Below are 23,035 nucleotides of genomic sequence, written 5' to 3'. Positions count from 1 at the left end.
GCATGCCCGTGATTACTGGGGCTGCACGCCGGGCAGCAGCTCTATGCCGGTGCGCTTGACCAGCTCTGCATAGCTGATGGGGGGGCTCACGCGTTCATCGTCGCGGTTGGCTTGCCAGTGGGCCCAGGCACGGTTGCTGCTGGCGTCATACACCAGCTTGTACAGGTAGGTGGGGACGGCCACGCGGTTATCGCCCACGGTCGCAGGCTGTGCATCAAAGACCGGGCCGGTGATGACATACACATCCCCTTTGGCGCGGGCGGCGTAGCGGCGCGTGTCTTTTTCAATCTGCGCCCAAGGGCCACTGTTTTGCTTGATGGACTGGGGCACCATATTGGCCAGCGAAAAGCTTTGCGCCATGGCTTGGGCCGTGGGCATATCGGCAGCCGGGGCCATGTGGCCACGGGAATAGCCAGAGCGTTTGTAGTCGTTCAGCTCTGCACGTTCGGCGCGGGGCAGGCGGGCGTCGGCATAGAACTTGTTGGTGCGCTTTTCATCGGCATCGGCCACCAGCGTTTTGTTCAGGCGCTGTGCCACAAACAGGGGGGTGCGGGTGTTGCCGTTGTGCAGGATGGCAAATGCATCAAAGCACAGGTCGCGCAGCTTGGGCTGGGGGGCGATGGAAGGCGGTTCACCTGCCGCAAAAAACTGGCGGCACGCTGAAAAGTGCTGGCTGGTGGCTGGTGCTGCGGCAGATGCATGGGGCGCTGGCGCTGCAGGGCCGGGTGTCGCAGAGGAGGGGGTGGAAGAAGTGTTGCTTAAACAGGCACTTAACAAAGCGGCACCCAAAGCGGATGCCACGACAGCGCGTGCACTGCGCGCTGAAAACTTTTGAAAAATCACTGAAATCCCTTGCCGCCATTACGGCTGATGTTCACAAATCAATAGCAAGGGATTGGAGCAGCTTTTGCAAAAAAGTTCCGACGAACGGTTATCTGTGTGCGCACTGTGGCGCGGCATTGTCAGCGCGCTGCAAGCAACGCGCTGACGTTGGGTTAGTTGCCATCCCAGCTGGCACTCCAGCGGTCATTCCATTGGTGGCGTACGCGATCCATGCTGCGGCGATCACGTTTGCTGGGGCGGCCATCGTGTTGCAGTGCGATGGTGCTGGCTGGCTCGGGTGCCAGGCGGTGCTGCTCAGCCAGACGCTCGCGCTCGGCCACGCTCTCTGCGGTTTCCTGGTAGAGCTGCTGGGCCACGGGCGCAGGGCCACGCATGGCACTCAAACCCATTACCCGGACGGTTTTGGGCACATTGCCTTGGCGCAGGGCAACGGTGTCGCCCACACGCACTTCGCGCGAGGCTTTGGCGGCCGCTGCATTGACCGTCACACGGTTTTTGCTGATTTGTTCCACGGCCAGGCTGCGAGTTTTGTAAAAACGCGCCGCCCACAACCATTTATCGAGTCGCATGGAAGAAATTTCACTCATGCGCACATTGTCGTGGATGCCTGCGGCAGTCGTGGCTTGAACGTGGCAGGCATGGCGCCATCCGGGTTTTTACCGGCTGTGCAGATGCCGATGAACGGGATGATGCAGCAGCCAAACAAGCTTGATCCTGCGCAGAACGGCGCCACGGCACAGGTGGCAGCCTTGCGCTGCATGGTTTGGCAATGCAATCCAGACAAAAGGGTGTGACGTATGACTGAACAAGACGCAGCAGCGCCTGCGCAGACTTTGCAGGGAGAGCCAGGGCCGGTGGCGCCACCGCCTGCAGTTGCATGGCAAATTGCGGTGGGTGTGGTGATTGCTGTGGTGGCGGTGGTGCTGGCCTGGGCTACCTGGCAGTTGCCTGCACAACCCCTGCAACTGGATGGCGGAGCGCGTCTGGTGCCGGGCTTGTGTGCTGGCGTGCTGGTCTTGTGTGGTGGGTGGCTGGTCTGGGAGGCGCTGCATGGGGGCTGGCGCCATCTGCCAGCGTCCACCAGCGCGGCCCATTTTCAGATTACGCCATGGGTGTGGGTGACCGCAGGGCTGCTGCTGTGTGCCTTGCTGATTCGGCAAAGCGGTTTTGTCTGTGCTGCCGCGCTGTGCTACGTGCTGGCTTTGCAGGGCTTGCGTGCTGCAGAGCAGCCGGGGCTGGGTGTGCGTGGCATCTGTTTGGTGACGGATGGGGCGGTCGGGCTGCTGCTGGCTGCCGTGGTGTACGTACTTTTTACGAAGGTGCTGGGCGTCAGTTTGCCTGCGGGGTGGTTGCCATGGATGTGATACATGCCTTGTGGCAGGGGCTGGCTGTTGCCACCACCCCTGAGAATTTGGCCTGGGCTTTGGCGGGGTGTGTGCTGGGTACGGCGCTGGGGGTCCTGCCGGGCTTTGGGCCTTCGGTGGCCGTAGCGCTGCTGTTGCCTATGACTTTCCATGTCGACATCACCCAGGCTTTCATCTTTTTTATTGCGATTGCCTGCGGGGGCATGTATGGCGGATCAACCACCTCCATCTTGCTCAATATACCGGGGGAAAGCGCCAGCATGGTCACCGCCATGGAAGGCAACCGCATGGCCTTGAACGGGCGTGCAGGCGTGGCGCTGGCGACGGCGGCGATTGGCTCGTGGCTGGCGGGCACGCTGGCGGCGCTGCTGGTGGTGTGGGTAGCACCTTGGGTAGCAGGGATTGCCAGTCGCCTGGGGCCCGCAGAAATCTTCATGCTCATGGTGATGGCGCTGGGTGCTGTCAGCGCGGCGATTGGTAAAAGCACCTTGCGGGGCATGACGGCCTTGTTTGTGGGGCTGGCGCTGGCATGCGTGGGTGCAGACTCGGTCACTGGGGTGGAGCGCTGGACTGCAGGCTGGCCGTTGTTGCTCGACGGTATCGATATGGTGTTGGTGGCGGTGGGCCTGTTTGTCGTGGCAGAGGTGTTGCATGCCGCCATGTTCGAAGGCCGGGTGCGCCGCACCTTGAATACCGTAGGCCGCGTGCGCATGTCGACCCAAGACTGGAAGCGCTCCTGGCGGCCTTGGCTGCGCGGCACCGTGATTGGGGCACCTTTTGGTTGTGTGCCTATCGGCGGTATTGATATGCCCACCTATGTGAGCTATGCCTCCGAGCGTTACATGGTGCGCGATGCCTACCGCGCGGAGTTTGGGCGTGAGGGCGCGATTGAAGGCGTGGCAGGCCCCGAGGCAGCCAACAATGCCACGGTGACGGCAGCGCTGATACCGCTGCTGGTGATGGGAATTCCCACCAGCAACACCACGGCGGTGATGCTGGGTGCGTTTCAAAACTATGGGGTGTTGCCGGGGCCACAGTGGTTTACCAGTGGCCACAGCTTTGTCTGGGTGCTGATTGCTTCGTTGTTCATTGGCAATGCCATGTTGTGGGTGCTGAATATGCCCATGGTGCGGATGTGGACCATGTTGCTGCGCATACCGCGTCCACAGCTGTACGCCGCCATGCTGGTGCTGGCGGCTGCGGGTGTTTATGGCATGCGCCAGAGCGTGGGTGATCTGTTGCTGCTCTATGGCATGGGGTTGCTGGGCGTGGCCATGCGGCGCTTTGATTTTCCGCTGACGCCGCTGGTGATCGGTGTGGCGCTGGGCCCGCTGGCCGAGGTGCAACTGCGCCAAGCCGTGGCGGTGGGCAATGGCAGCCTGGCGATTTTTGTGCAGCAGCCCTTGGCACTGGCCCTGTTGATGGCCGTGGTGGCGCTGGTGGTGTTGCCACGGGCGCTGCAAGGCTGGGCCAATCACCGTATGGCACAGGCACGCGCTGCGGCGCAGCAAGAGCAGCTGTAGCGAGCTTGCGCACGCGGCGGGTGCGCTGCAATCGCATAAAAAAAGGCCTTGGTGCATGCCAAGGCCTTTTTGTGGTGTGCGGTGCTTAGTGGAGCATCAAGGGCTCTTGCTCCTCGGTTTTTGTCGTGCGGCTGGCTTTGGCGCTGGCAGCGCTTGCAGGCGCTAATTGGGGTGACAGCGCTGCAAAGCGTGCCGAGGTGCCGGTGCCCGTTTTGAAGGTGGAGACCAGCTGGTTCAGCTCTGCAGCCTGGTGGCTGAGGCTGCTGGCGGCGGCTGCGCTTTCTTCCACCAAGGCCGCGTTTTGCTGGGTGACCTGGTCCAGCTGCGCAATCGCGTCGCTGACTTGGCCGGTGCCCTGGCTTTGCTCCTGGCTGGCGTTGCTGATTTCTTGAATCAGTGTGGAAACGCTTTGCACCTGACGCACCACGTCGGCGATGGTTTGGCCGGTGACGCCGACCAAGCGTGTGCCTTCACTCACTTGGTTCACGCTTTGCTGAATCAGTTGTTTGATTTCCTTGGCCGCTTCGGCGCTGCGGCCCGCCAAAGCACGCACTTCACCCGCCACCACGGCAAAGCCGCGACCTTGCTCACCGGCGCGGGCCGCTTCGACGGCGGCGTTCAGCGCCAAAATGTTGGTCTGGAAGGCAATACCATCGATCACGCCAATGATGTCGGCAATCTTGCGTGAGCTGGTGGAGATGGTCTCCATGGTGCGTGTGACTTGCTCCATGGCTTCGCCGCCTTGGCTGGCGGTTTGGGCAGCGTCGCGCGCCAGGGCTGTGGCTTGGTGCGCGTTGTCGGTGTTGTTGCGCACGGTAGAGGCCAACTGCTCCATGCTGGCAGCGGTTTGCTGCAAGTTGCTGGCTTGTTCTTCGGTGCGCTGCGACAAATCGTTGTTGCCGGTCGAGATTTCGGTAGAGCCGGTAGCGATCGATTCGCTGCTCTCGCGGATGCGGTTGACGATGCCAATCAGGTTGTCATTCATCCCCTTGAGCGCCTGCATCAAGCGGCCCAGTTCGTCTTTTGATGTGACTTCAATCTTGGAGCTCAAATCACCCTTGGCCACTGTCTCGGCCACATGCACCGCGCTGTCCAGACTGCGGGTGATGGTGCGGATGATCAAGATGGCGCTCAGCAAGGCCAGCACCAGTACCACCACCACGGCAGCAGCCACCAAGATGATGGCGCGCTGCAACTCTGCCTGTGCTTCTTCATAGGCCTGCATGGCCAGCTTTTCTTGCAGCGCGGACAGCTGTTGCAAGTTGGCTGCCAAGGGGCTGACATTGGGGAACAGGCGGTATTCGATGAAAGAGCCCAGCGACTCGTGGTCTTGCTGGTCAAACAGGCGCAGCAAATCATCAATGCGTGGTGCCAGAGCATCCAGCAAGACTCCTACACGGTCAGCCAGAGCTTTTTCTTCTTCGGTGATATGTGTGGAGAGGTAATCCTTCCAGGCAGCCTCTGCACTGACTTTGATTTTTGACAGATCTTCTTTGCCAGACTCCGCCAGGATTTGCTGGTTGTACACCTTGTTGGTGACTTCCACGAGCTTGATGCCATAGCCATCGGAGATCAGCTTGAGTTGCTGCATGGGCAACACGCGGTTGCTATAGATATCTTCTAAGCGTTGGTTGCTGGCATGGAGCTGCTGAACCATTGCCAAGGTGATCGCGACTGTCAATACCAGCAGTCCACCGACCAAAAGCCACAGCTTGGCGCGGATACTCAGATCTCTCATTGCTTGCATGTCTTAAACCTGTTTCTCTTCAGTAGTGAGCACATGTGAGTCACATGTGCCGGAGCCTGTGGCGAATGCATAAAGCCTGCCCACGATATGCATGAAATTGTGGCAGATTGTTAATGGAAATGTTCTTTTGGTTACATTGAAAAGGGGTATACCCCCATGTTTTTTTGTTTCTTTTGGCGTGAATCGCCGCGTTTGGTCGTCATTTGTACGCAGATTGCGATGAAATCTTCCATCGCGATGCCGGTGTTCTTGAGGGGCGATGTTGCTGGAGGTGGGGGGTGTTTCGAGGGCGTGCGGGCATAAAAAAGGCCGCAAAAGCGGCCTTGGCACCGAAGTGGGTAGGTGCTTAGTCGGGCATGGAGCAGTGGCCACCTTGCACGGCCACGCCAGAGCCCGCAGCAATCAGGGGCGCCTCAAAGCGCAAATCTACCGGGGGGGAGGTGTGAAAGTCCCACACCAAGAAAATTACCAGCAGCGCCCAAAAGACAGCGCGCAGCGTGTTTGTGTGTGTCATGGCGTCCATCCTTTCTTAGAAGCCAAAATGGCGGCGAATGCGCAGACCCAAAATGGTGCCTGCAAACGCCAGTGGCACCCAGATCCAGCCGTGGATGGAGCCTGTGGAGATACCCGAGAACATGGCGCCCACGTTGCAGCCAAACGCCAGGCGCGAGCTGTAGCCCAGCACCAGGCCGGCAATCAGCGCCACCGCCCATTGCTTGCCGCTCAAAGGCTTGCTGCTGGCGGGTGTGGAGGCGCTCACCCACAGGGCACCGGCCAAGATGCCGATGTTGGTGATGGAGGTCACGTCCAGCAGCACCGTCTCGCTCAGGCGCAGGGCGTTGCCAGGCTGGCTCCAGAACCAGGTGCTGCCCACATCCATGGCGCCAGTGGCATTGGCAATTTTGGCGGCCCACAGACCAAAGCCGTAGACCACGCCCCAGGGCTGGCCTGCAATCACCAGATTCAGTGTGGCCAGCAGGGCCAGCAGCACGGCGCCCACGATCCATTTGCGCACAAACAAAGGCTTGGGTGCGCGCCCCGCTTGCAAGTTGGCGCGCTTGCAGTACAAGCTCACGCCGGCAGCCACCACGGCCAGGCCTGCCAGTGTGGCGGCCAAGGCCACATCCCAGCCCCATGCGGTGACCAGACCCACGGGCGCTGCACGGCCCAAGTCCAGCCACCAGCCCAGATGCACACTGCCCAGAAAGCTGCCAATCGCAAACACCGGCAAGATGGCGGCGTTCATGGGAATGCCAAGGCCTGCCTTGTACAAGGTGCCGCTGCCGCAGCCGTCGGCAATTTGCATGCACAGGCCAAACACAAACGCGCCGACGATCAAGCTCACGCTGGGCGGGCCCAGCGCTGCGGTCAATTCAGGAAAGTGGCCCAGCAGCGGCATGGCCAAGCAGGCTGCCAATGCCAGCAGCAGCAACTGGCCAAAGACGCCCGAGGGGTCTTTGTCTTCCACCAGCATGCGCCAGCCGGTGGTAAAGCCAAAGCGCTTGCCTGCCAGCACAGCGCCCAGCCCAATGCCCACGGCAAACAACGCCGCCTGGCGCACGGAGACCGACCACAACAGCCAGCCAAAAAACACGGCCATCAGGATGGCCAAAGGTAAACGCTTCATTGCGAAACCGCCTCTCGAAAAATCTTCTTATTCAAAAAACATGAGCTGCTAGTGCTTTATTTATCTAGATTTCCAAGTGTTTTATGCTTGAAACCTATGAAATACGTACGCTAGCCGCTCTTTTTTATTGTTGTGCCATGCGTTCAGTTGAACTTGCGCTCCCACCACTGCTTGGTGGAGCGCAGCAATTGCTCACCTCGGCCGGGAGCGTTTTGCAGCTGGGGAAAGTCGGGCTGCTGCGTCCAGTCCACCATCGATCCGGCGTATAGCTTCACGTTGGGAATGCCTGCCACTTCACTCAGACCAAACCAGTCTGTCGCAGCCCAATGGCCGGTGTTGCAAAACGCGACGGCGCTTTGCCCTTCGGGTACCTGAATTTGGGCGGCAATTTGCTTGGCCTTGGCGGTGTCGACAAAGAGGGCGGTTTTGGGCTCAAACCACTGGTTAAAGTCCAGCTGCACCGCGCCGGGCAAAGTGCCCGCTAGCTTGGCGGCAGGTGCCTGGGTTTTGCCTTGGTAGAAGGCATCGGGGCGTGAGTCCACCAGCACCGCATTGCTCAGCTTGAGGCTTTGCTGCACATCTTGGCGGGTGGACAGCCATGTCGCATCAAACGTGGGCGCGTAGCTGCTGGGCGCCACTTTGACGGGCTGCGTAGACAGCGGCAGCTTGGCGGCATTCCATGCTTGCATGCCGCCGTTGACGATGGACAGCTCCTTCAGCCCCAGCGATTTCAAGGTCCAGTACACGCGGGCCATGGCGCCAAAGTCGGTGGCGTCTTTGCCGTTGGAGACCACCACGGCATGGCTGTCCGCCTTCAAGCCCAGCGACTGCAGCAGCGCAACCAGCTTGGCGTGGTCGGGCAACTCGCCAGGGTTGGTGGCAGGGCCGCGCCATTGGCCGTAGGGGGCGTTGACCGCACCGGGGATGTGGTTTTCTGCAAAGCTTTTGGGGTCGCGGATGTCGATCACGCGCACGGTGGCGGAGGCTTGGGCTTGGGGCAGCAGTGCGGCCAGTTGCTGTGGTGTGAGCAATGGCTCTGCGGCCAAAGCCCAGCCACTGGCGCTCAGGCACAGCGAAAAAGCAATCAATGTTTTAGAAGAAGGCATGGCGATGGTGTTTGCGTGCAATGCAAGCACTTACAAAAAGACTTATGGCCCCGATTGTCCGCCTTCAGTGCCCACAGAGGAACGACCGATCTATTGCAAACATATAACTTCAAGGAATAAGGGGCCTGCTGTCGGAGCTGGGGTCGGTCAAGTGGTGCAGCAGAGACTGCGCCGCGCCGGGCAGCGCTTCGTAAGAGCGCATGCACAGCACCAGCTGGCGCTGTGCCCAGGGTTCGTCCAGGGCCACCGTCTGCAGGCCCAGGCTGTTGACATACAGCGCTGCACTTTTGCGCGGCAGCACCCCTACGCCCAGGCCCGCAGCCACCATCAGGCACAAGGCGTCGTAGCTGGTGACCTGGATGCGCAGCTTCAGCGGCATCCCCAGCTGGGCGGCGCTGCGGGTGAGCAGGCCATTCAAGGCACTGCCCATGTGTGCGCCGACAAAGTCATAAGTCAGTGCTTGCTGCATGCGCACCTTGGCTTGCTGGGTCAGCGGGTGGCCGCTGGGGGCAACCAGCACCAGCTCATCCGTGCGGTAGGGGATGTAGCGCAAATCGCCGCCGTAATGCCCGGCATTCAAGATCCCAAAGTCGGCCGTGTTTTGCGCCACGGCCAAGGCAATTTCGCTGCTGATTTTTTCTTGCAAATGCACCTGCACTTCCGGGTGCTGGGCCATAAAGCTTTGCAGTTGGGCAGGTAAGAACTGGGTGATGGCCGAAATATTGGCCACCACGCGCACATGGCCGCGCATGCCCATGCCGTACTCGCGCATCTGGCGGCCAATGCCGTCCATTTCTCCCAGCACATTGCGCGCCAAATCCAGCAGGGTGTAGGCCGCTGGCGTGGGGCAGATGCCGCGGTTGCTGCGCTCAAACAGCCGCACCTGCAGCTGTGCTTCGAGCTCGCTGAGCCGGCGGCTGGCTGCCGAGGTCGCAATATGTTCGCGCGCCGCGGCGCGGGCAATCGCTTGTTCTTCCATCACGGCCACAAACAAGCGCAAAGAGAGAGGGTCCAGTCGCATAGGTCGATTTTGCTGTGCTTAAACAGCAAGGCAGATGTTCTGTATGCCAGGTTTTCATAAGGGAAAGTACTTGGTTTTGTGGTGGCTATGCTGAAATGCGATGGCATTTTCGCGAAACAGCGTTTTGTAAAACCGTGCTGCTTTTGCATGATGGCCAGCAAGCGGGGCTGCACACGGGGTGTGCCCGCAAGGAGATGCAATGCAAGAGACGGTAAACCCCTTGGCGGGGTTGCAAGAAGGTGCGCTACGCGGTGTGCGCGTGGTGGAGATGGGGCAATTGATTGCCGGCCCTTTTGCGGGCAAAACCCTCGGCGAGTTTGGCGCTGAGGTGATCAAGATTGAAGCGCCGGGCGCGGGCGATCCGCTGCGCAACTGGCGCTTGATCAAAGAAGGCACCTCCGTGTGGTGGCAGGTGCAGTCGCGCAACAAAAAGTCGGTGGCGCTGGATTTGCGCCAGCCTCAGGGCCAGGACTTGGCGCGCCAGCTGCTGCAAGAAGCCGATGTGCTGATTGAGAATTTTCGCCCCGGCACGCTGGAAGGCTGGGGCATGTCGCCCCAGGAGCTGCATGCCATCAACCCCGGCTTGGTGATTTTGCGCATCAGCGGCTACGGCCAGACCGGTCCCTACCGCGATCTGCCAGGCTTTGGCGTGGTGGGCGAGGCCATGGGGGGGCTGCGCCATCTGACGGGTGAGCCCAGCCGCGTGCCGGTGCGTGTGGGCGTGTCCATCGGCGATACGCTGGCAGCGCTGCACGGCACCATCGGTGTGCTGACGGCGATGTACCACCGCAAGGTCAACGGCGGTAAAGGGCAGGTGATTGATGTGGCGCTGCACGAGGCAGTGTTCAACGTCATGGAAAGCCTGATTCCTGAATACAGCGCCTTTGGTGCAGTGCGCGAGGCCGCAGGCAGTGCGCTGCCAGGGATTGCGCCTTCCAACGCCTACCCCTGTGCCGATGGCTGGGTGCTGGTGGCGGGCAATGGCGACAGCATCTTCAAGCGCCTGATGCAGACCATTGGCCGTGACGATCTGGGCAACGCCTCAGATTTGGCCAACAACGCAGGCCGCGTGGCGCGTGTGGCAGAAATTGATGCAGCGATTGGCGCGTGGACGCAGACGCAAACCATTACTGCTGTGCTGGAGGCTTTGGCCGCGGTCCGTGTGCCTGCAGGCCGCGTCTACACGGCCAAAGACATTTGCGAAGACCCGCACTACCGCGCCCGCGACATGATCTTGACCCAGACCACGCGCGATGGCTACAGCGTAGAGGTGCCGGGCATTGTGCCCAAGCTCTCGGCCACGCCGGGCACCATCCGCAGCAGTGCGCCCCAACTGGGTGACGACACCGATGCAGTCTTGGCGGGCATGGGCCTGAGCGCCGCGCAAATTGCGCAGTTGCGCACGCAGGGGGTGATCCAATGAGTGGCGCCTCTGTATGGCAAGGCGGGGGGCAGCGCATTTACATCCAGGAAGTCGGGCCGCGCGATGGCCTGCAAATGGAGTCTGTGTTTGTGCCCACGGCTGACAAGATCGCCATGGTCAATGCCTTGTCTGCGGCGGGCGTGGCCAAGGTGGAGGTGACGGCCTTTGTCTCACCCCAGGCCATTCCTGCGCTGGCCGATGCGCAAGAGGTGCTGCGCGGCATTGTGCGCCGCCCCGGCACGGTGATGACCTGCTTGGTGCCGAACATCAAAGGCGCTCAGCGCGCCATGGAGGCAGGGGCTGACGAGCTGAACCTGGTGATGTCCGCCAGCGAAACCCACAATCTGTGCAATTTGCGCATGCTGCGCGAGCAATCGTTTGCCGGGCTGGCCGAGGTGGTGGCCGTGGCGCAGCAAGGCGGCGTTGCGGTGAATGTGTCGCTGTCCTGCAGCTTTGGCTGCCCCATGGAAGGCGATGTGCCAGCTGCCGAAGTGCTGGGCTGGGCGCAGCGCTTTATTGACTTGGGGGTGCAAGGCATCACGCTGTGCGACACCACCGGCATGGCCCACCCCGCGCAGGTGCATGCCCTGGTCAGTGCTTTCAAAGCGCGCTGGCCGCAGACCACGCTGACGCTGCACTTTCATGACACACGGGCGATGGCGCTGGCGAATGTGCTGGCGGCCATTGCGGCCGGGGGCGATCGTTTTGATGCCTCGGTGGGCGGCATGGGCGGCTGCCCGTATGCCCCCGGGGCCAGCGGTAATGCCTGTACCGAAGAGCTGGTGCATGCCTTGCAGTTGATGGGCTATGACACCGGCGTGGATCTGGCCGCGCTGACGGCGGTGGCCGCCAGCTTGCCTGCCTTGATTGGGCATGCAACGCCCAGCGCCATCGTGCAGGCGGGGCCAGTCAGCCAGCGGCACCCAACACCGGCATCCCTGCCAGACATCCGTGCGCGCGCGCAAGCGCGCTGGTTGGCTTGAGCAGGGCTGCAAGCCAAGCAGGCCTGCGGGGGCAGGCCATGACAACGAGTAGACAACAAGCAAAGGAGACCGTGATGAACTACATGACACGACAACAATTTGGCCGCTTGGCCCTGGCGAGCGCACTGGGCCTGGGGCTGCACGGTGTGGCAGCGGCACAAGCGGCTTATCCGACCAAGCCCATCAGCATGGTGGTGCCCGCTTCTGCCGGAGGGACGACCGATTTAGCCGCCCGCATGGCGGCGCAAGCGCTGGGCCCGGTGCTGGGTCAAACCATCGTGGTGGAAAACAAAGGGGGCGGCAACGGCAATATTGCTGCTGCGCAGGTCAAGCGTGCCGAGCCTGATGGCTACACCTTGTTGATGCAGTACTCGGGCTTTCATGTGATCTCGCCGCATCTGGGTAAGTCCAGCTGGGAGCCGGCGGACTTTGTGCCCGTGGCCAATGTGCTGTCGGCGCCGCAAATTGTGGTGGTGCGTGGTGATTTGCCAGTCAACAGCATGCAAGAGCTGGTGGCCTATGCCAAGGCCAACCCCCGGAAGCTGAACTACGCGTCTTCAGGCAATGGCTCTTTGCAGCACGTCACCGGCGTGCAGTTGGAGCAGGCGGCAGGCATTCAGATTGTTCACGTGCCCTACAAAGGCACAGGCCCGGCGCTGCAAGACTTGCTGGGCGGCCAGGTAGACCTGACGTTTGGCACCGCGCCGCCTTTCATGCCGCACATCCAGGCGGGCAAGCTCAAAGTGCTGGCCGTTACCGGCAAGGAGCGCCTGCCCAGCTTGCCCCAAACGCCCACCACGGCGGAAACCGGCCTGCCCGCAGTGAATGCAACGTCGTGGTTTGCGCTGTTTGCGCCCGCCAAGACGCCGGCTGCCGTGGTCAGCAAACTGGAAGCGGATGTGCGCAACATGCTGCGCGATGCGGCTTTCAAGCAAAAAGCCCTGGACCAGGGCGCAACAGCAGACTTTATGGACAGCAAGGCCTTGGGCGCCATGGCGGCACGTGACCGGGAGATGTGGGCCAAGGTGGTCAAAGAGGCCAACATCAAAGCCGACTGAGACGGCTCAGAGGTGGCTGGGTGTGGTGGCTGAGAGGTGGTTGCTGCAGCCACCACCACAACCACCGTTGCACGCGGTGACTTAAAAATAAGAGCTGCTGGCGCATGAATATGCTGAGTTTCCAATATAAAAGTATTGGAAGCCCAGTTTTTTCAAGCGCTAGCAGCTCTCTTTTTTATGGCTAGGTAAGAAGGGGCAAGGCTTAATGCAGCTCTTTGCCTTTGAGCTCAGGAATCAGGAGCACAGTGGCAATCATGTCCAGCACGTAGATGGCGGCCAGCAGCGCAATCGCCATCTGAAAGCCATAGCCCATGGCCACCGCACCCACCACCACCGGGCCCAAACCGCCCACACCGCGGCCGATGTTAAACAGCACGTTCTGTGCCGTGGCACGGGCTTCGGTGGGGTAGGCCTCGCTCATCACGGCGCCCAGGCCGCCCAGCATGCCGTTCACAAACATGCCCAGCACGGCACCGGCCCAGAGCATGGTGGTGGGGTCAGACAGCTGCGAGTACACCAGCACCATCACCACAGCGCCGAGCTGGAACAGCAAGAAGCTGGGTTTGCGGCCGATGCGGTCGGCCAGGTGACCAAAAATCCAGATGCCCACCATCATTCCCAGCACGGTCACGGCGGTCCACATGGACGATTTGGTCAGGCTGAACCCCAGCTGCTTGGACAGGAAGCTGGGCATCCAAATCATGATGCCGTAGTAGCCAAAGTTCTGTACCGAGGTCAGCACTATCACGCCCAGGCTGATTTTGGTGGTGGCCTTGTCTTTGATCAGCAGCTGGAACGCTTTCAGGCGCGCGCCGCGCTCGGCTTGCGGCTTGCGCACAAACACTTCGGGCTCATGAATGCGGTGGCGAATCACCCAGGCCACCACGGCGGGAATCACGCCCACCAGGAACATACCGCGCCAGCCAATGACGGGCAGCAGCAAAGGGGTGAGCAGCGCCGCCGCCAGCACGCCCACTTGCCAGCCCAGCGCCACGTAGGAAGACACGCGTGCGCTGTGGCGGGCAGGCCAGGCTTCAGCCGCCAGCGCCATGCCAATACCAAATTCACCGCCCAGGCCAATGCCGGCAATGGTGCGGTAGGCCAGCAAATCCCAGTAGCCGGTGGCAAACGCGCACAGGCCTGTGAAGATGGCGAACAGCATGATGGTCCAGGTCAGCACACGGATGCGGCCGTAGCGGTCAGACAGTGCGCCAAACACAATGCCGCCAAACACGGCGCCAATCAGTGTCCATGTCACCAGCGAGCCGGCCTGGCCCGTGGTGAGGTTCAAGTCGGCCGAGATGGCGCTGAGCATGAAGCCCAGAATCAGCAGGTCAAAGCCGTCCATGGCGTAGCCGACGGCAGAACCCATCAGGGCTTTCCAGCTGTAGCTGTTGACAGCCGTGGGCTGCCCGGTGGGGGAGGAGGAGAGAGAGGTCATGGCTGTGGTGTTGTTTTTTGATGTGGCACCAAGGAGTGCTTCCACCAAAAGCAAATACCCCAAGGTCCAAAGACTTTGGGGCCAGAAATTCAGCCAAGGGGCGGCGCAGCGGCCGCTGAAGTGAGGGGCGATCCAAGCCTGCACCGAATGCAGGCCGTAGAAGCCGAGCGTGATTCTATGCAGCACCTGCGGCGGCGTGCTGCGCGGCGCCCAACACCCATGCACAGGCTTGGCGTTTGCCCAGGCATTGCTGCAGAGGGCGCGTGTTCATGCCATTCGCGTGCGCGAGGTGGGGGGCAAGGTGATTGCACCTAGCGCAAAGCGGATGTTTGGGGCGTGCGCCGTACGCAATCGAACACTTTCGCGCAAAATCGATCAGCTTCGAAATTTTGGGTGGCCATGACGGCCTCCTGTTATTTTCTTTCCATCCCTTCCTATCACTGAATGACCCAGTACCAAGAGCTTTTGGCTCGCAAACGCGAGCTGGACAAGACGATTGAACAAATACGTCGCACAGAGTCGGCGGCGGCACTGAAAACCGTGCACGAGCTGATTGCCACGTTTGGCTTTACGGCGCAGCAGGTGTTCCCTTTCCAGCCTGTGCAAAAGAAAAAAGTGCAGGCCAAGTACTACGACCCTGAAACCGGGCTGTCATGGACAGGACGTGGCAAAGCGCCCAAGTGGATCGAGGGCAAAGACCGCACTGCCTATGAAATTGCTGCGCCGCGCACCGAACCCGCCAACCAGTCTGCGGGCCAAGCCTCGGACAGCGGCAACCCCTTCCCTATCCAGTAAGCGGCAACGCGGCTTTCAACAAAAAACCCTGCCTGTAGCAGTACAGGCAGGGTTTCTTTTGTGGGCAGCGGGTGGCTCGGGGGTGTAAGGCTCAGGGCTGTGTGGGCCAGCCTTGCAGGTGCTGCTGGGTAATGTCACGCAACGCCCCAATCCAGGCGCTGTGGTCGTTCAGGCAGGGAATAAAGCGGTAGTCCTTGCCGCCTGCGTGCACAAAGGCTTCGCGCGCTTCTTGGTTGATTTCTTCCAGTGTCTCGATGCAGTCGCTGGTAAAGCCGGGGCACATAATGTCCACGCTTTCCAAGCCGTTTTTGGCCATGTCGATCAGTGTGGGTTCGGTATAAGGCTGCAGCCACTTGGCTTTGCCAAAGCGCGACTGGAAGGTGAGGATGTATTGCTCCTCACTCAGGCCCAGGCGCTGTGCCAGCAAGCGACCTGTGGCGTAGCACTCATCGCGGTAGGGGTCGCCCAGCGTGTAGGTGCGCTCGGGCACACCATGAAAGCTCAGGAAAAGTTTTTGTGCGCGGCCGTTTTCCCGCCAGTGTTTTTCTACCGTCTGCGCCAGGGCCTCGATATAACCGGGGTGATCGTGGTAGCGCTGCACAAACCGCAGTTCTGGAATGTGGCGCTGGGTTTTGGCCCAGTCGTAGACCGCATCACACACACTGGCGGTAGTGGTGCCCGAGTACTGGGGGTACAGCGGCACGATCAAGATGCGCGTGGCGCCTTGGGCTTTGAGGGCGTCGAGCTGCGAAGCCATCGACGGGTTGCCGTAGCGCATGGCATAGCTCACCAGCACATTGGAGCCTGCTTCCCCCATCCAGCCTTGCAGCAGGGTGGCTTGACGCTGCGTGAAATACAGCAAGGGCGAGCCGGTGGCGCCCCCTTGGTTCCACACCGTGGCGTACTTGGCCGCAGAGGCTTTGGGGCGTATGCGCAAGATGATGCCGTGCAAAATAGGCCACCAGGCGAGCTTGGGAAGCTCGACCACCCGGTCATCGGCCAGAAATTGCGCGAGATAGCGGCGCACGGCAGCAGGCGTGGCCTCATCGGGGGTGCCAAGATTGCACAGTAAAACGGCAGTGCGTTCGGGCTGGCCGACGGGGAGCTTGGGTTCGGGGGCAAAACGAGACAGCATGGCTGCCATTGTGACAAAAGCCGGCTGCTTGTCGCAGGTTTTGGCGTGCAGCCTTAGTGAGCTCCAGTATTCTTGCAGTCTATGCTTGACCCATCTCAAATTCGTGCCGTCACTTTGGATCTGGACGATACGCTGTGGCCCATCTGGCCCACTATTCGCCGCGCAGAAGAAGTGCTCTTGCTCTGGTTAAAAGAGCATGCAGCGCAGACTGCACAAGTGTTTTCATCACCTGAGGCTTTGCGTGCTATTCGCCTGCAAGTGGAGCGGGAACGCCCTGACTTGCGCCACGATATGAGTGGTTTGCGCAAAGCCTCGATTGCGCAGGCTTTGCGCCAGGCGGGTGATGATGAAAATTTAGCTATCCCGGCGTTTGAGATATTTTTTGCCGAACGCCAGCGCGTGCAGCTGTTTGACGATGCTTTGCATGCACTGGAGTTTTTGGCAGCGCGCTGGCCGGTGGTGGCCGTTACCAATGGCAACGCTGATTTGGGCCAAATCGGGCTGGATCACTTTTTTCAAGACAGCTTTAACGTGCAGCGCACGGGTTTTGCCAAGCCCGATGTGCGCATCTTTGATTGCGCAGCGCAGGCGCTGCAAATGCCTTTGTCGGCCATCTTGCATGTAGGAGACGATGCCAAGTTGGACGCCGTGGCAGCGCGGGATGCGGGTATGCACGCTGTTTGGCTCAACCGTGCAGGCTTAGATTGGGCTGTAGAGGATCAGCACCCACCCACGACGGTGGCCAGCCTGTTGGAGTTGTGTGATTTGCTGGCTGCCTGAGTGATGCGCCCCCGCGTGGGGCAAGGAGCACGCGCATGTCTCAAGCCCTGTCTCGTTCATCCAGCATGGATTTGCCGCTGCCTTTGCGCATTGGCTTGATGCAGCCCCTGTCGTGGCTGGCACTGGGGTGGAAAGATATTTGCCGCGCTCCCACTTTGAGCTTGGCGCATGGCATGGTCTTAGCACTGTTGGGCGCTTTGATTTTGCTGGTGGGGCACAATCGCTTTTGGCTAATGGCCGGCGCGCTTTCTGGTTTTTTGGTGGTGGGGCCTGTGGTTGCCACCAGTTTGTATGCCATGAGCCAGGCTTTGGAGCGTGGTGAGGCGGTGAACTTGGGGCTGGTGCGGCGCACATGGTCGCACTGGCAGCAAGGACAGAGCAAGCTGGGCAGCAGCTATTGGTGCTTGGTGCAGTTTGGCCTGCTGCTGGCGGTTTCTGCCACCGGCTGGGTGGTGATTTCGGCGTCACTGATTACGCTGCTGTCGCCCGTACGCATTGCTTCGCCCATGGACTTTATGCAGCACGTGGTGCTGGCCCCAGACAGCACGCTGTTTTATCTGTGGCTGGGTGTGGGCAGTTTTTTGGCCGCGCCTATTTTTGCGTCCAGTGTGGTTTCTATGCCTTTGTTGCTGGATCGCAAAGTGAGCTTGCAGCAAGCCGTGCTCACTAGCTGGTTGGTGATTTTGCAAAACCCCATCGCTATGGCGCTGTGGGCGGCGCTGATTGTGGTGTTTACTTTATTGGGCTTGGCGTCGTTGTTGCTGGGTCTGGTGTTTGTGATGCCAATGCTTGGGCATGCCAGCTGGCATGCGTACCGAGATTTGGTGGATGCATCAGACTTTGCGTTGCGGGAGGCTGCATCGTAGCGACCTGGCCCTGCGGTTTCTAGGACACGTGTCGTGATCTTTGGCTACACAGAAGAACAAATTTCGCATTTTTTTATGACGTATGGCATAGGGGCGTTCATCCTCTTCATGCTGTTCATCATTGGCCACTTAGCCTGGGAGTCCAAGGCGGGCAAGTTCGGCACTTTTGTGCTGTTTTTGGGGCTGGCGGTAGGTTTCACCGGCTTTATCGCCAAAGCCGTGATTCAGTGGTACTTGGAAAAGTAAACGCTTAAAAAATAGCTGTCAGCGCTTGATGGATAAGAGTTTTGCATGGTTTTTTGCGTGAAAACCATGCTTATCCAGCGCTGCTAGCTATTGTTTTTTTATCTTGCGAATGCGGTCTGCGCCAAGGCGTGCGCCACTTGCATGCCGCTGCGCACCGCGCCTTCGAGCGTGGCCGGGTAGGGGCCATCCACATAGTCGCCACAGGCCCACAAACCAGGGGCAATCTGCATGCCGGGGCGCTGTACCAGGGGTGTACAGGCAAAGGTGGCGCGCTTGTCAATCACGGTTTGAAGCGCTTGCAAATGCTGCAGCTGCAGCTGCGCACGTGCTTGCTGCAGCACCTGGGTTTGCAGCTGTGCTTTGTCATCCGGGCTGGCGCTGACGACCAAGGCAATCACACCTGCAGGGCCGCCCAGTTGGCCTTTGTCGAACGCAAATTGTGCCGGCGCACCAGCATGGCTGCGCAGTGCCACCATGGGCGCGGGCAGCAGCGTACGGCCTTGCTGGGGCGGGGTGTACGCATAGACCGTGGCAATGGCGGTATGCGGCAATGCATGTGCTGCCGCAGCCCATGATTGGGTGTGCATTTGCACCGCAGCAGGCACCTGCGCGTGCTGCACCAAACGCGCCGCAGGAGTGCTCGCGGTGGCGATCACCACGGCATCAAAGGCTTGGCCGTCAACATGCCAGGTGGCGCTGTCTGCCTGCCACGCCAAGTGCGTGGCCCGCACGCCGAGTCGCAACTGTGCACCTTGGGCTTGCAGCCATTGCGCTGCTGCAGCAGGGTACAGCATGCTGAGGTCGGTGCGTGGAATCAGCAAGTTAGAGCCGCCTTGGCCGCTGAACAAGCCGTCTTGCAGCACCCGCAAAAAAATACGCCCGCTGGCCGCGCAAGCAGGCAAATTCAGCGCGGAGATGCACAGTGGGTCGACAAAATCTTGCATCAAGCGGGCTGGCAAACCGAGGCATATATCGGCCACGGTGGCATTGGCTGCGCATTGAAACTGCTGGCGTTGCCAGCGATGGGCGGTGCGCAGCAGTGCCAGTTTTTCACGCCAGCTCCAACCCCGGGTGCGGGCAATCCCGATGACGGCATCCCACGGCGTTGGCAGGTGGGGCAACTGCAGCCCGGTGCCATCGGCGTAACGCAAATCCAGGGGGAGGCGCTGCATGGCTTGGTCTGGCTGCACGCCCACGGTGCGCATGGCCTGCAGACAGGCGCTATAGGCTCCAATCAAGATGTGCTGGCCGTTGTCCAGCGTCCAGTGCTGGCCTTGTGGCCCCTGCGCCGTGAGTGCGCGGGCACGGCCCCCCCAGGTGCGGCTGGCTTCCCAGATATGTAGCTGGTGGCCCTGTTGCTGCAGGCTTGCGGCGGCAGCCATGCCGGCCCAGCCCCCGCCAATGATGGCAATACGCAAACGGGTGCGGCTTGCCACGGCTACATGCGGCCCAAGGCTTGCATCTTCCACGCCAGCCACAGCTTGCGCAGCGGGGTCAGGCCAATGCGCTGGTGCAGGACCTGGAAGTTCTCGGCTTCAATCTCGCGCAGCAAGGTGCGATAGATGCTGGCCATCATCAAGCCCGGCTTTTGGGCGCGGCGGTCTTCGGCAGGTAACAGGGCAAAAGCTTCTTCGTAGAGCTGGTGCGCACGCTGGGTCTCAAAACGCATCAGCGCGGTAAAGCGCTCCGAGTATTCGCGCTTGATGATTTGGTGCGCCTTGACATCGAACTGCTGCAAATCGCTAATGGGCAGGTAGATGCGACCCCGCATGGCATCTTCACCCACATCACGGATGATGTTGGTCAGCTGAAATGCTTGGCCCAGCTTGTGCGCGTACGCGGTGGTGGCTTCGTTGGTTTGACCAAAGATGCGCGCCGCCACCTCACCCACCACGCCAGCCACCAAATGGCAATAACGCTGCAAGCCGGGGTAGTCCAGATACCGCGTTTGGTCCAAATCCATTTGGCAGCCTTCAATCACGGCTTGCAAGTGGCGTTGCTCAATCTGGAACTGCGGCGCGTGCGGCATCAGCGCCTGCATCACAGGGTGGCTGGGCTTGCCGGCAAAGGCTTGCGCCACTTCCTGTTGCCACCATGCCAACTTTTGTGCGGCGACACCGGGGTCTTGAACCTCGTCGACTACGTCATCCACTTCGCGGCAGAACGCATAAAACGCTGTGATGGCAGCGCGGCGGTTGGCGGGCAGGAAAAGAAAGGCGTAATAAAAGCTGCTGCCTGATGCTGCAGCCTTTTGCTGAACGTAGGTTTCCGGTGTCATATAGCGGGGGATTGTCCCATGCCTTGGGTTGGCCGCTGCAATTGGGCTGGAAGGTGGGAGTGCTTGATGTGAATCAAGCGTCATCGACGTAGATGGCCCGCTTTTTGAGCAAGCCATCTAAGATAGCAAAGTTGCAATCAGATACATTCAACGAGATGCTCAGCTTCAATTCCCTGCGGTTAACTCAGCGCTACATGCTGGTTTTTGTCGGTTACTTTTTGTCGATGGCTGTCGTTATCGGCATGGGTTGGCATGGATTGATGAGCGCGCGTGACAGCCTGGGGGCGCTGCATGACAGATCGCTGCAGCGTATTTTGCTGGCAGAGTCGATCAATGAAAGCGTGTTGCAGTCGCGCATGCAAATGTTGCTGGCTTTCCAGCATGCTGCCGACAGCCCGCTGGCCGGGTTGCATGAACACCCTGTGGACATTCACCTGGATTTGGTGAAACACAATCTAAAGCAAGGTGCGGAGTGGCAAAAAGAGCTGAACTCCATGGTTGATACCGGCATCGAAAAAGACATGTTCACCGAAGCCGTGCGTGTGCAAAACGACTGGAACAGCAAGCTGGGCGAGTTGGTGGCGCAGATGGAGGCCGGGAATCTCAGCAGCGATTTGATGTCTCGCTTTTTGGCCACGGGCCGTGAAGAAGGGGACATGCTGGTGGCATTGGTGGGCGCCTTCAAGGGCCTGCAAGTGACGCAGGCGGATGAGGCTTACCAGGCAGCGGATGAGCGTTATCACCTCAGCATCTGGGTGTTTGCGCTGTGTGTGTTGCTGGGGGGATTGCCTGCGACCTTGCTCTCGGTGTCCTTGCTCAAGCGCATGCAAGCGGGTTTCCAGCAAGCGCATCGCACTGCGCAAGCGATTGCGGCGGGGGATATTTCGCAGCGCGTGAGTTCATCGGGCAAAGATGAAATCACGGAGTTGCTGGTGCAAATGGAAGATATGCGCAGCCACCTGCACAACATCATCTCGCAGGTGCGCAGCGGCGCTGAGGCGATTGCTGGCGCTTCGACCCAAGTGGCGGCGGGTACGGGTGACTTGTCCATGCGTACCGAGCAGCAAGCAGCCTCCTTGGAAGAGACGGCAGCGGCAACGGAAGAGCTCTCTAGCACCGTGCAGCAAAATGCCGACAGCGCTATCCGTGCCAGTGAATTGGCGCGTGGTGCCACAGATGTTGCGCAGCGTGGTGGTCACATGGTGTCGGAGGTGGTGGCAACCATGGAGGACATCAACACCTCGGCCAAGAAAATTGAAGCCATCATTGGCGTGATTGATTCGATTGCCTTCCAAACCAATATCTTGGCGCTGAACGCGGCGGTGGAAGCTGCCCGCGCGGGCGAACAAGGCCGTGGCTTTGCCGTGGTGGCCAGCGAGGTGCGTTCTTTGGCGGGCCGCTCTGCGGAGGCAGCCAAGGAGATCAAGGTCTTGATCAATGATTCGGTCAACCGTGTGCGCACCGGCAGCGAGCAGGTGCACCGCACGGGCAACACCATGCAAGATATTGTGCAAAGCATCGCCCGCGTGTCCGATATTGTGAGTGAAATTGCGGAAGCCAGCCGTGAACAGTCCAAGGGCCTGGCGCAAATCAATGATGCGGTGGCCAATTTGGATGATGTGACGCAGCAAAACGCTGCCCTGGTGGAGGAGACCTCGGCCGCCTCGACATCGTTGCAAGAGCAGGCCAATCAAATGGCGCAAATGTCGGCAAAGTTTGTCCTGGAGCCCAGTGCAGCTTCGGGCGGCTACGCTAGTCAATCTCGCCGCCCAGCCAGTATTGGCAGCGGCGGACAAACGGCCGCTGCATCAGCAAAAAATGCGCGAGGGCCCGCGTTGTCGCACAACACGAATGAAGAAAGCCTGGGCTAAATCTGCGCGGCGCACTCCCCCATCAAAAAACCGGCTCAGGCCGGTTTTTTCAATTGTGCAGCCTTGGTGCAAATGCTGCGGCCTACATCCAAAGTGCGTTCCACAGCAGGCGCGGAGCATCGGTTTTGCGCAGGGTCTGGCGGGTGTGCAGGCTGCGACCTGCTTGCGCCTCGACTTTGTCCAGAATGCACAAACCGCCTTGCACCACCAAACGCAGCTCCCAGCCAATCCGCCCGGGCAGGCGGTGCACAAGTTTTGAGCCTTTTTGCATGCAATCCCTTGCCCAATCTACGTTGGAAGCTATGAGTTTTTGAATGCTGGGCGTGACTTCTTGTGCGGCCAATGCCGCGCGTGTGACGCCAAATTGGGCGCAGTCTGCATCGGTCAGATAGTGGCGGCCGCGTGGAATGTCTTCACTCAAGTCCTGCCAAAAATTGGTGAGTTGCAGTGCGGTGCATACGGCATCGCTTTGCGCCAGCGATGCTGCGTCGTGGACGCCATATAAATGCAGCAACAGCCGGCCTACCGGGCTGGCAGAGCGGCTGCAATAGTCCAGCAGCTCGGTGCGGTCAGCGTAAGTCGCGTGATCGCGTGTTTTTTGAATGTCTTGCATGAAAGCGCTGAGTAGATCATCGAGCAGGGTGACGGGCAGCTGGTGCTGCAGCAGGTTGTACTGCAAGGGGCCGAAGATGGCGGCCCAGCGTGCTTGAGGTTGCGCCCCTCCAGCAATAGCGTGTAATTCCTGGCGATACGCGCGCAGTGTTTCCAAACGCTGCGGTGCCAGCGCATCACCTTCGTCAGCGATGTCATCTGCTTCACGGGCAAAGGCATAAATGGCAGCAATCGGCTGCCGCAGCGGGGCTGGGCACAACCACGATGCGACAGGGAAGTTCTCGTAGTGGGTGACAGCAGCTGCTTGGGTGGGCAT

Annotated in this window: 22 protein-coding genes; 10 read left to right on the top strand and 12 right to left on the bottom strand. The window is 60.3% G+C overall.

Annotation, left to right across the window (positions count from 1 at the left end):
* Positions 1 to 12 precede the first annotated feature (12 nt).
* Both B3R00_RS11965 and B3R00_RS11960 read right to left on the bottom strand, forming a co-directional pair.
* A complete protein-coding gene (locus B3R00_RS11965) occupies positions 13 to 777 on the bottom strand; it encodes a DNA/RNA non-specific endonuclease (protein WP_376747627.1) in 765 nt (254 codons plus the stop codon).
* Positions 778 to 995: 218 nt separating this feature from the next.
* Positions 996 to 1,430 carry an RNA-binding S4 domain-containing protein gene (locus tag B3R00_RS11960; RefSeq protein WP_286999208.1) on the bottom strand — a complete coding sequence of 145 codons (435 nt, stop codon included), beginning with the start codon at positions 1,428 to 1,430 and terminating at the stop codon, positions 996 to 998.
* A 210-nt stretch (positions 1,431 to 1,640) separates the two neighbouring features.
* On the opposite strand from B3R00_RS11960, the gene B3R00_RS11955 reads away from it, so the two are divergent.
* Both B3R00_RS11955 and B3R00_RS11950 read left to right on the top strand, forming a co-directional pair.
* On the top strand, positions 1,641 to 2,207 hold the full coding sequence (locus B3R00_RS11955; protein ID WP_286999207.1) for a tripartite tricarboxylate transporter TctB family protein: 567 nt from the start codon (positions 1,641 to 1,643) through the stop codon (positions 2,205 to 2,207).
* The gene (locus B3R00_RS11950; protein ID WP_286999206.1) at positions 2,198 to 3,730 is read left to right on the top strand and encodes a tripartite tricarboxylate transporter permease; all 1,533 of its coding nucleotides are present in this window, start codon (positions 2,198 to 2,200) and stop codon (positions 3,728 to 3,730) included. The genes B3R00_RS11955 and B3R00_RS11950 overlap by 10 nt, the downstream gene beginning before the upstream one ends.
* Positions 3,731 to 3,815: 85 nt before the next feature.
* Here the strand turns inward: B3R00_RS11950 and B3R00_RS11945 are convergent, their stop codons facing one another.
* From B3R00_RS11945 to B3R00_RS11925, 5 genes are all read right to left on the bottom strand, one after another.
* Positions 3,816 to 5,477 carry a methyl-accepting chemotaxis protein gene (locus B3R00_RS11945; protein ID WP_286999205.1) on the bottom strand — a complete coding sequence of 554 codons (1,662 nt, stop codon included), beginning with the start codon at positions 5,475 to 5,477 and terminating at the stop codon, positions 3,816 to 3,818.
* A 346-nt stretch (positions 5,478 to 5,823) separates the two neighbouring features.
* Positions 5,824 to 5,991, bottom strand: a complete 168-nt coding sequence (locus B3R00_RS11940) for a hypothetical protein (RefSeq protein ID WP_286999204.1) — start codon at positions 5,989 to 5,991, stop codon at positions 5,824 to 5,826.
* A gap of 15 nt (positions 5,992 to 6,006) precedes the next feature.
* The gene (locus B3R00_RS11935; RefSeq protein ID WP_219162266.1) at positions 6,007 to 7,104 is read right to left on the bottom strand and encodes a YeeE/YedE thiosulfate transporter family protein; all 1,098 of its coding nucleotides are present in this window, start codon (positions 7,102 to 7,104) and stop codon (positions 6,007 to 6,009) included.
* A gap of 143 nt (positions 7,105 to 7,247) precedes the next feature.
* Positions 7,248 to 8,210 carry a sulfurtransferase gene (locus tag B3R00_RS11930; RefSeq protein WP_286999203.1) on the bottom strand — a complete coding sequence of 321 codons (963 nt, stop codon included), beginning with the start codon at positions 8,208 to 8,210 and terminating at the stop codon, positions 7,248 to 7,250.
* A 109-nt stretch (positions 8,211 to 8,319) separates the two neighbouring features.
* Positions 8,320 to 9,231 (bottom strand): LysR family transcriptional regulator, encoded by a 912-nt coding sequence (locus B3R00_RS11925; protein WP_286999202.1) that lies wholly within the window; start codon positions 9,229 to 9,231, stop codon positions 8,320 to 8,322.
* A gap of 199 nt (positions 9,232 to 9,430) precedes the next feature.
* Here B3R00_RS11925 and B3R00_RS11920 point away from each other — a divergent pair, with 199 nt between their 5' ends.
* The 3 genes from B3R00_RS11920 to B3R00_RS11910 all read left to right on the top strand — a co-directional run bounded on the left by B3R00_RS11920 (position 9,431) and on the right by B3R00_RS11910 (position 12,695).
* A complete protein-coding gene (locus B3R00_RS11920) occupies positions 9,431 to 10,654 on the top strand; it encodes a CaiB/BaiF CoA transferase family protein (RefSeq protein WP_286999201.1) in 1,224 nt (407 codons plus the stop codon).
* Complete coding sequence (locus B3R00_RS11915; RefSeq protein ID WP_286999200.1) at positions 10,651 to 11,637, top strand: hydroxymethylglutaryl-CoA lyase; 987 nt, start codon at positions 10,651 to 10,653, stop codon at positions 11,635 to 11,637. Before B3R00_RS11920 ends, B3R00_RS11915 begins: the two co-directional genes overlap by 4 nt.
* A gap of 74 nt (positions 11,638 to 11,711) precedes the next feature.
* On the top strand, positions 11,712 to 12,695 hold the full coding sequence (locus B3R00_RS11910) for a Bug family tripartite tricarboxylate transporter substrate binding protein (RefSeq protein ID WP_286999199.1): 984 nt from the start codon (positions 11,712 to 11,714) through the stop codon (positions 12,693 to 12,695).
* Between the two features lie 202 nt (positions 12,696 to 12,897).
* Here the strand turns inward: B3R00_RS11910 and B3R00_RS11905 are convergent, their stop codons facing one another.
* The gene (locus B3R00_RS11905; RefSeq protein WP_286999198.1) at positions 12,898 to 14,136 is read right to left on the bottom strand and encodes an MFS transporter; all 1,239 of its coding nucleotides are present in this window, start codon (positions 14,134 to 14,136) and stop codon (positions 12,898 to 12,900) included.
* A 444-nt stretch (positions 14,137 to 14,580) separates the two neighbouring features.
* On the opposite strand from B3R00_RS11905, the gene B3R00_RS11900 reads away from it, so the two are divergent.
* Positions 14,581 to 14,931: an H-NS histone family protein gene (locus B3R00_RS11900; RefSeq protein ID WP_286999197.1), complete on the top strand. Its 351-nt coding sequence runs from the start codon at positions 14,581 to 14,583 to the stop codon at positions 14,929 to 14,931.
* 91 nt (positions 14,932 to 15,022) lie between these two features.
* On the opposite strand, the gene hemH is transcribed toward B3R00_RS11900, so the two are convergent.
* Positions 15,023 to 16,066: a ferrochelatase gene (gene hemH, locus B3R00_RS11895; protein ID WP_286999196.1), complete on the bottom strand. Its 1,044-nt coding sequence runs from the start codon at positions 16,064 to 16,066 to the stop codon at positions 15,023 to 15,025.
* Positions 16,067 to 16,147: 81 nt separating this feature from the next.
* Between hemH and B3R00_RS11890 the strand changes: the two genes are divergently transcribed.
* Genes B3R00_RS11890 through B3R00_RS11880 form a run of 3 tightly spaced genes read left to right on the top strand, consistent with a single transcriptional unit; the run spans position 16,148 to position 17,958 of the window.
* The gene (locus B3R00_RS11890) at positions 16,148 to 16,846 is read left to right on the top strand and encodes an HAD family hydrolase (RefSeq protein WP_286999195.1); all 699 of its coding nucleotides are present in this window, start codon (positions 16,148 to 16,150) and stop codon (positions 16,844 to 16,846) included.
* Between the two features lie 35 nt (positions 16,847 to 16,881).
* Complete coding sequence (locus tag B3R00_RS11885; RefSeq protein WP_376747623.1) at positions 16,882 to 17,712, top strand: DUF2189 domain-containing protein; 831 nt, start codon at positions 16,882 to 16,884, stop codon at positions 17,710 to 17,712.
* A gap of 33 nt (positions 17,713 to 17,745) precedes the next feature.
* The gene (locus tag B3R00_RS11880) at positions 17,746 to 17,958 is read left to right on the top strand and encodes a DUF2788 domain-containing protein (protein WP_174863327.1); all 213 of its coding nucleotides are present in this window, start codon (positions 17,746 to 17,748) and stop codon (positions 17,956 to 17,958) included.
* 98 nt (positions 17,959 to 18,056) lie between these two features.
* Here B3R00_RS11880 and hpnE read toward each other — a convergent pair whose 3' ends face one another.
* Both hpnE and hpnD read right to left on the bottom strand, forming a co-directional pair.
* Complete coding sequence (gene hpnE / locus B3R00_RS11875) at positions 18,057 to 19,394, bottom strand: hydroxysqualene dehydroxylase HpnE (protein WP_286999194.1); 1,338 nt, start codon at positions 19,392 to 19,394, stop codon at positions 18,057 to 18,059.
* A gap of 2 nt (positions 19,395 to 19,396) precedes the next feature.
* Positions 19,397 to 20,236 (bottom strand): presqualene diphosphate synthase HpnD, encoded by an 840-nt coding sequence (gene hpnD / locus B3R00_RS11870; RefSeq protein WP_286999193.1) that lies wholly within the window; start codon positions 20,234 to 20,236, stop codon positions 19,397 to 19,399.
* Between the two features lie 194 nt (positions 20,237 to 20,430).
* Here hpnD and B3R00_RS11865 point away from each other — a divergent pair, with 194 nt between their 5' ends.
* Complete coding sequence (locus tag B3R00_RS11865; RefSeq protein WP_286999192.1) at positions 20,431 to 22,107, top strand: methyl-accepting chemotaxis protein; 1,677 nt, start codon at positions 20,431 to 20,433, stop codon at positions 22,105 to 22,107.
* 82 nt (positions 22,108 to 22,189) lie between these two features.
* On the opposite strand, the gene hpnC is transcribed toward B3R00_RS11865, so the two are convergent.
* Positions 22,190 to 23,035, bottom strand: a complete 846-nt coding sequence (gene hpnC / locus B3R00_RS11860; protein WP_286999191.1) for a squalene synthase HpnC — start codon at positions 23,033 to 23,035, stop codon at positions 22,190 to 22,192.

It is taken from the genome of Comamonas sp. UBA7840, assembly GCF_002501455.1.
GTDB classification, from domain to species: Bacteria; Pseudomonadota; Gammaproteobacteria; order Burkholderiales; family Burkholderiaceae_C; genus Comamonas; species Comamonas jiangduensis.
This window is presented reverse-complemented; position numbering and strand designations above follow the sequence as displayed.

Excerpts from the sequence above, each read along its gene's own strand:
- B3R00_RS11960 (WP_286999208.1), bottom strand. The coding sequence starts at position 1,430 with ATGAGTGAAATTTCTTCCATGCGACTCGATAAATGGTTGTGGGCGGCG.
- B3R00_RS11955 (WP_286999207.1), top strand. The coding sequence starts at position 1,641 with ATGACTGAACAAGACGCAGCAGCGCCTGCGCAGACTTTGCAGGGAGAG.
- B3R00_RS11950 (WP_286999206.1), top strand. The coding sequence starts at position 2,198 with ATGGATGTGATACATGCCTTGTGGCAGGGGCTGGCTGTTGCCACCACC.
- B3R00_RS11945 (WP_286999205.1), bottom strand. The coding sequence starts at position 5,477 with ATGCAAGCAATGAGAGATCTGAGTATCCGCGCCAAGCTGTGGCTTTTG.
- B3R00_RS11940 (WP_286999204.1), bottom strand. The coding sequence starts at position 5,991 with ATGACACACACAAACACGCTGCGCGCTGTCTTTTGGGCGCTGCTGGTA.
- B3R00_RS11935 (WP_219162266.1), bottom strand. The coding sequence starts at position 7,104 with ATGAAGCGTTTACCTTTGGCCATCCTGATGGCCGTGTTTTTTGGCTGG.
- B3R00_RS11930 (WP_286999203.1), bottom strand. The coding sequence starts at position 8,210 with ATGCCTTCTTCTAAAACATTGATTGCTTTTTCGCTGTGCCTGAGCGCC.
- B3R00_RS11925 (WP_286999202.1), bottom strand. The coding sequence starts at position 9,231 with ATGCGACTGGACCCTCTCTCTTTGCGCTTGTTTGTGGCCGTGATGGAA.
- B3R00_RS11920 (WP_286999201.1), top strand. The coding sequence starts at position 9,431 with ATGCAAGAGACGGTAAACCCCTTGGCGGGGTTGCAAGAAGGTGCGCTA.
- B3R00_RS11915 (WP_286999200.1), top strand. The coding sequence starts at position 10,651 with ATGAGTGGCGCCTCTGTATGGCAAGGCGGGGGGCAGCGCATTTACATC.
- B3R00_RS11910 (WP_286999199.1), top strand. The coding sequence starts at position 11,712 with ATGAACTACATGACACGACAACAATTTGGCCGCTTGGCCCTGGCGAGC.
- B3R00_RS11905 (WP_286999198.1), bottom strand. The coding sequence starts at position 14,136 with ATGACCTCTCTCTCCTCCTCCCCCACCGGGCAGCCCACGGCTGTCAAC.
- B3R00_RS11900 (WP_286999197.1), top strand. The coding sequence starts at position 14,581 with ATGACCCAGTACCAAGAGCTTTTGGCTCGCAAACGCGAGCTGGACAAG.
- hemH (WP_286999196.1), bottom strand. The coding sequence starts at position 16,066 with ATGCTGTCTCGTTTTGCCCCCGAACCCAAGCTCCCCGTCGGCCAGCCC.
- B3R00_RS11890 (WP_286999195.1), top strand. The coding sequence starts at position 16,148 with ATGCTTGACCCATCTCAAATTCGTGCCGTCACTTTGGATCTGGACGAT.
- B3R00_RS11885 (WP_376747623.1), top strand. The coding sequence starts at position 16,882 with ATGTCTCAAGCCCTGTCTCGTTCATCCAGCATGGATTTGCCGCTGCCT.
- hpnD (WP_286999193.1), bottom strand. The coding sequence starts at position 20,236 with ATGACACCGGAAACCTACGTTCAGCAAAAGGCTGCAGCATCAGGCAGC.
- B3R00_RS11865 (WP_286999192.1), top strand. The coding sequence starts at position 20,431 with ATGCTGGTTTTTGTCGGTTACTTTTTGTCGATGGCTGTCGTTATCGGC.
- hpnC (WP_286999191.1), bottom strand. The coding sequence starts at position 23,035 with ATGCCCACCCAAGCAGCTGCTGTCACCCACTACGAGAACTTCCCTGTC.